This window comes from Microbacterium sp., from assembly GCF_029263575.1.
In the GTDB taxonomy this organism is placed as follows: Bacteria; Actinomycetota; Actinomycetes; order Actinomycetales; family Microbacteriaceae; genus Microbacterium.
Genome location: NZ_JAJUFV010000175.1, coordinates 1 through 5,558, shown reverse-complemented (window position 1 = coordinate 5,558; position 5,558 = coordinate 1). Strand labels below are relative to the sequence as shown.

Below are 5,558 nucleotides of genomic sequence, written 5' to 3'. Positions count from 1 at the left end.
GAAGCGATCGTCGAGGACATGCCATACATCCCGATCCTCACGGGCGGTACGACGAGCGAGTACAACTCGGCTGACTTCACCGGCTGGCCCACCGAGGATGACCTCTACGCCTTCCCGGCGATCTGGGCCTCGCCCGACAACGCCGAGATCTTCAAAGCGCTGAAGCCTGTCAGCGAATGAGCGCCACGGTGATGACCCGCGCAGAGGAAGGGGCGCCGCGCCGATGAACTACTACGTGCGGAAGCTCGGCTTCTACGTCGTCGCCCTCTGGGCGGCGCTGACGCTGAACTTCCTCATCCCCCGCCTGCTGCCAGGCAACCCCGTCGACATCCTGCTCGCCAAACTGCAGCAGCGCGGCGGCACCGTCAACGCGGAGACCCGGCGCGCTTACACGCTGTTGCTCGGCGGTGACGACTCGCAACCGCTGCTGGTGCAGTACGGCAACTACCTCGTGAACACCTTCACAGGCGACCTCGGAGTGTCGGTGACGTACTTCCCCGCGCCCGTGACCGAGGTCATCGCGACCTCGCTGCCGTGGACGATCATGCTCATCGGCATCGCGACAGTACTGTCGTTCGTCATCGGCGTGAGCCTCGGCGCCTTCGTCGGATGGAAGCCGGGCACCTGGCTCGACTCACTCGTCCCGGCCACGACACTGCTCGCGGCCGTGCCGTACTTCTGGCTCGCACTCATCCTGGTGTACTTCCTCGCGTCGACGCTCGGGTTGTTTCCGGCGCAGGGCGGATACGACGTCGTACTGAGCCCCGGATGGAACATGGAGTTCATCGGATCGACGATCTACTACGGATTCCTGCCGGCGCTCACGATCGTGATCGCCTCGCTCGGTGGCTGGCTCATGGGCATGCGCAACATGATGGTCTCGACGTTGTCGGAGGACTACGTCCTCACCGCGCAGGCGAAGGGGCTGTCGAACGCGCGGATTCTGCGCGGCTACGCCGCCCGCAACGCGATCCTGCCGTCGATCGCGGGCTTCGCGACATCGCTCGGTTTCGTCGTTTCCGGGTCGGTCGTCACCGAGCAGGTGTTCTCGTACCCCGGCATCGGGTCGAAGCTGCTCTCGGCCGTGACGAACAACGACTACGCGCTGATGCAGGGGCTGTTCCTGTTCATCACTATCGCGGTGCTGGGGGCAAACCTCGTCGTCGATCTGCTTTACGGCCTCATCGATCCCCGCACCCGGACAAGGAGCTGATCGTATGACGAATCTCCCACCCGGCGCGGAATCCGCGCCCGCCGAAGCCACGCACACGATCCTTATTCGGCAACAGAAGTCCATGAAGGCGCCGTCGGCGCTGCGGCAGATGCTGCCGACGATGACGCCGTGGCTCGCCGTCGGACTCGTGCTGCTCGTCGGCATCGCCCTGTTCGGCCTCATCGGGCCGCTGTTCGTCGGCGATCCCGCCGCGATCCGCAACGACGGTCTCACCCCGCCGAGCGCCGAGTTTCCACTCGGCACGACGCAGACCGGCCAGGACGTGCTCGCGCAGCTCGCCATCGCGACCCGCGGATCCCTCGAGATAGGCCTCATCGTGGGCCTGCTCGCCACCGTGATCTCGGCGTTCTTCGGCATCCTCGGCGCCTATATCGGCGGCTTTGCCGACGAGGCGTTCTCGCTGATCTCGAACGTTTTCCTCGTGATCCCCGGTTTGCCGCTCGTCATCGTCATCTCCGGCTTCGTTCCGGCAGAGGCCCGAGGGCTGTGGACCATCGCGATCGTGCTCGCAATCACGAGCTGGGCCGGCTCGGCTCGTGTGCTGCGCGCACAGACCCTGTCGATCCGAAACCGCGACTATGTCGCGGCATCGCGGGTCGCGGGAGAGAAAGCCTGGCGCGTCATCGTCGTCGAGATCCTCCCGAACCTGCTGCCCGTGCTCGCATCGCAGTTCGTCTTCGCCGTGATCGCGGCGATCCTCGGAGAGGCTGGCCTGAGCTTCCTCGGTCTCGGTGCCTCGAACTCGTCGACGCTCGGCACCATGCTGTTCTATGCGCAGAACGGTTTCGCACTGTCCCTCGGTGCATGGTGGTGGTTCGTGCCGCCGGGGCTGCTCATCGCACTCTTCGGCATGGGCCTGTCGCTCGTGAACTTCTCGATCGACGAGATCATCAATCCGAAGCTCAAGACGGTGCGTCTGCATGCCCGCCGTGAGCGCCGCGCGATGCGCGATGCGCGCAGGAAGGAGCGCACCCGATGAGTACGCCGACCACTCGCCGTCCGGTGCTGACGGTCGACGAACTCTCCGTGGTCTACGAGGTGGACAACCCCGTTACCGCAGTGAAAGGAGCGTCATTCTCGCTCGCAGCCGGTGAGATCCTTGGCCTCGCAGGGGAGTCCGGTTGCGGTAAGACGACGCTCGCATACGCCGTGAACCGGTTGCATAAGCCGCCGGCACGCATCGCGAGCGGATCCATCACGTTCCACGAGGCCGATGGCAGAGACATCGATCTGCTTGCCCTCGAGGCGGAGGAACTGCGCGCGTTCCGCTGGTCGCAGCTGTCGATGGTGTTCCAGGGGGCGATGAACGCGCTGAACCCGGTGATCACGATCCGTGCCCAGCTGGAGGACGTGCTGAAGACTCACCGACCGGAGATGAGCAGCGCGCGACGCCGCGAGCGTGCGGCGGACGTGCTGCAGCGCGTGGGCGTGGATCCGAATCGGCTGCGGTCATATCCGCACGAGCTCTCGGGCGGTATGCGCCAGCGCGTGATGATCGCAATGGCGATGATCCTCGAACCGCAGGTGATGATCATGGACGAGCCCACGACGGCCTTGGACGTGGTGGTGCAGCGCGACATTCTGCGGGAGATCGTGCGCTTGCGTGATGAGCTCGGATTCGCCGTGATCTTCATCACGCACGATCTGCCGCTGCTGCTCGAGATCAGCGACCGCATCGCGGTGATGCTGCGCGGCGAGATCGTCGAGCTGGGAGATGCGGCGACGATGTACCGCGAGCCGAAGCACGAGTACACGAAGAAACTGCTCGGCTCCTTTCCCAGCCTCAGCGGATCGCGCGGATCGTTCATCCGCACCGGAATCGACGAGGAGGGTGCCTCATGACCAGCGTGCATGTCACCGATCTGGTGAAGGAGTTCTCGGTGCGCAAGGGCATCGGGCGCAGTCACTTCCGTGCGGTCGACCGGATCTCGTTCGATCTCGTACCGGGCCGCACCGTCGCGCTCGTCGGTGAGTCGGGATCCGGCAAGTCGACGATCGCTCGGATCCTGTCGAAGCTCGAGCCACCCACGTCTGGGCGGATCGAGGTGACGGGGGACGACGGGGTCGAGGTCGCGGCACGCGACTACCGGAAGCACGTGCAGATGGTGTTCCAGGATCCTTTCGCTTCGCTGAACCCGTTTCACTCGATTGCGCACCACATCGCGCGGCCGCTAAAGGTGCACGGGCGCACTCGCGGCTCAGAAGCGACCTATGCGAAGGTCATCGAGATGCTGGGGCGCGTGGGGCTCGACGAGTCGTTTGCGGCACGTCGGCCACACGAGCTCTCGGGCGGCCAGCGGCAGCGCGTCGCGATTGCCCGCGCCCTCGCACCGGGCGCTCAGGTGGTTCTGGCTGATGAGCCCGTGTCGATGCTCGACGTGTCGATCCGCCTCGACGTGCTGAATCTCATGGGCCGGCTTCAGCGCGAAGATGAGCTCGCGGTGCTCTACATTACGCACGATCTGGCCACCGCGCGGCATTTCTCCGACGAGATCCTCGTGCTCTATCGGGGGCGCGTCGTCGAGCGAGGGCCATCGGATGCCGTGATCCTGGATCCGCGCCACGACTACACGAAGCTGCTCGCCTCGAGCGCACCGGACCCCGAGCGGGTCGGCAAAGTCGTCAGCGGCGAGGCCGTCACGGACCGGTCGAAGCTCGACAACTCGCGCTGCTTCAACCACTTCACCGGTGCCTGGGAGGAGGCCGGCGCGCGCGCAGCGGCGTGAGCGAGGGCGGAGGAGGGGCGGGTGCGCCCCTCCTCTGCTGCGTGTGTCAGAGAGTGCGGACCTCGAGCACGCGGGCACTCGGCTCAAGGGTGGGGGCCGAAACGGTGAGCATCGCGCTCTGGGCATCCCAACCCCACGACCAGCCGTTGGCGTCAGCGGGGAAGAACGGGGTCACCTCAATGTCGCGGTGGGCGGCCCAAGGCAGGTGGAGTGCCGCTGCGGCATCGCCTGCGCGGCGCCAGACCGAGACATAGGCGTGGTCACCCGAGTACAGGCCGAGGCTCGTCCAGCCGGCGTCCCACGCCGGGAGACCGAGCGGCCAGAATGGCAGGCGGTCGCGGATATCGCCCAGGACGGTGCGGTGCGCCGTGACGGCCTCGCGCACGGCGGCGACCTCGTGAGGCGCCATGCGATTGAGGTAGCCCGAGAGGTACATTCGTCCGAGCATGCCGTTCACGAGGCAGAACGTGCGCATTTCGTCGCTCATGCCCGCCTGCGGATAACCCCAGTTGCCGGCCTGCTCCGGCAGGATCGACGCCGGCGCTGCGGCCGCGATGGTCGCGTAGCGGATCGGGTTCTGCTGATCGGAGGTCGACTGCATGTGCAGGCGCGACAGCATCGCGTAGTCCATGCGCATGGCGCCTGATGCGCATGCCTCGATGAGAAGTTCGGGGTGGCGCTTCTGCACGCCGTCGATCCACGTCAGCAGTGCGCGGGCATGTTCGAGCAGACCGTGTCCGGGCGCAAGGCCGTACAGATCGGAGCCCGGCCCCGTCATCGTGTTCTCGTCCATCTTGATGAATCCGATATCGTACTCGTTCACGAGTCGGTCGACGACGGCGTCGAGATGGGCGCGGGCCTCAGGATGGCGCAGATCGAGCAGGTGCCGACCGTGCTCGGTGATGCGCACGCCTGCACGCTGAATGAAGGCCTCATCGGCCAGAGTCGCAGCGAGTGGGGAACGCACTCCGATGACCTCGGGCTCCAACCATAGCCCCGGCACCATGCCGCGCTCGCGGATCCGACCCGTCACTTCCGCGATGCCGCCGGGGAAGCGCTTCTCGGATGGCAGCCATTCGCCGACGCCGTCCCACCAGCTTCCGTCGGCGTACCAGCCGGCGTCGATGCAGAAGATGTCCGCGCCCGCGGAAGCCGCGGCGTCGATGAGGGGGGACGAGCTTTGCGGTCGTGGGGTCGCCCATGAGGGTGTTCATATAGTCGTTGAACACGACCGGCAGCGCCTCGTCTGCTCGGCGGGGGAGTCGGATCGCGCGACGCTGTCGAGCGAGCGCACGCAGGGCATCGTCCACATCGCCCGTCGAGACCGCGAGCGACACGGGAACGGTGCGGAACGAATCGCCGCCCGCCAGTCGCACGTTCCACTGATGCTCCTGATCGGTCGGGCCCGTGAGGGCGAGGTAGGCACCGCGGCCGGTCTCGCCGATCTCGGCGGTCCACGGGCCGTTATGCTCCACCTGCCACGCGAGGGCGTAGGACGCGTCCTTCGCCGCGAGCGCGCCCGCGGGAACCTGCTCGCCGCTGGACCCGGATCCGCGGCTGCCGAGCGCGAGGCGGGTGCGGGGGCGGCTGGTCGTTGT

General features: G+C 66.5%; 5 protein-coding genes and 1 pseudogene. 5 read left to right on the top strand and 1 reads right to left on the bottom strand.

Annotated elements, in window-relative coordinates; all coding sequences use genetic code 11:
* The 5 genes and pseudogenes from Q1J95_RS13895 to Q1J95_RS13875 form a co-directional block, all read left to right on the top strand.
* Window positions 1–180: pseudogene (locus Q1J95_RS13895) on the top strand (ABC transporter substrate-binding protein); the annotation flags it as partial.
* 43 nt (window positions 181–223) lie between these two features.
* Window positions 224–1,213, top strand: coding sequence for an ABC transporter permease (locus tag Q1J95_RS13890; protein ID WP_300268572.1), 990 nt, complete (start codon window positions 224–226; stop codon window positions 1,211–1,213).
* Window positions 1,214–1,217: 4 nt separating this feature from the next.
* A complete protein-coding gene (locus tag Q1J95_RS13885; RefSeq protein ID WP_300268570.1) occupies window positions 1,218–2,213 on the top strand; it encodes an ABC transporter permease in 996 nt (331 codons plus the stop codon).
* Entirely contained in the window at window positions 2,210–3,076 is an 867-nt protein-coding gene (locus Q1J95_RS13880; RefSeq protein ID WP_300268567.1) for an ABC transporter ATP-binding protein, read from the top strand. The genes Q1J95_RS13885 and Q1J95_RS13880 overlap by 4 nt, the downstream gene beginning before the upstream one ends.
* Entirely contained in the window at window positions 3,073–3,960 is an 888-nt protein-coding gene (locus Q1J95_RS13875; protein ID WP_300268565.1) for an ATP-binding cassette domain-containing protein, read from the top strand. The genes Q1J95_RS13880 and Q1J95_RS13875 overlap by 4 nt, the downstream gene beginning before the upstream one ends.
* Before the next feature lie 46 nt (window positions 3,961–4,006).
* Here the strand turns inward: Q1J95_RS13875 and Q1J95_RS13870 are convergent, their stop codons facing one another.
* Window positions 4,007–5,086, bottom strand: a complete 1,080-nt coding sequence (locus tag Q1J95_RS13870; protein ID WP_300268575.1) for a glycoside hydrolase family 36 protein — start codon at window positions 5,084–5,086, stop codon at window positions 4,007–4,009.
* Window positions 5,087–5,558: the final 472 nt, after the last annotated feature.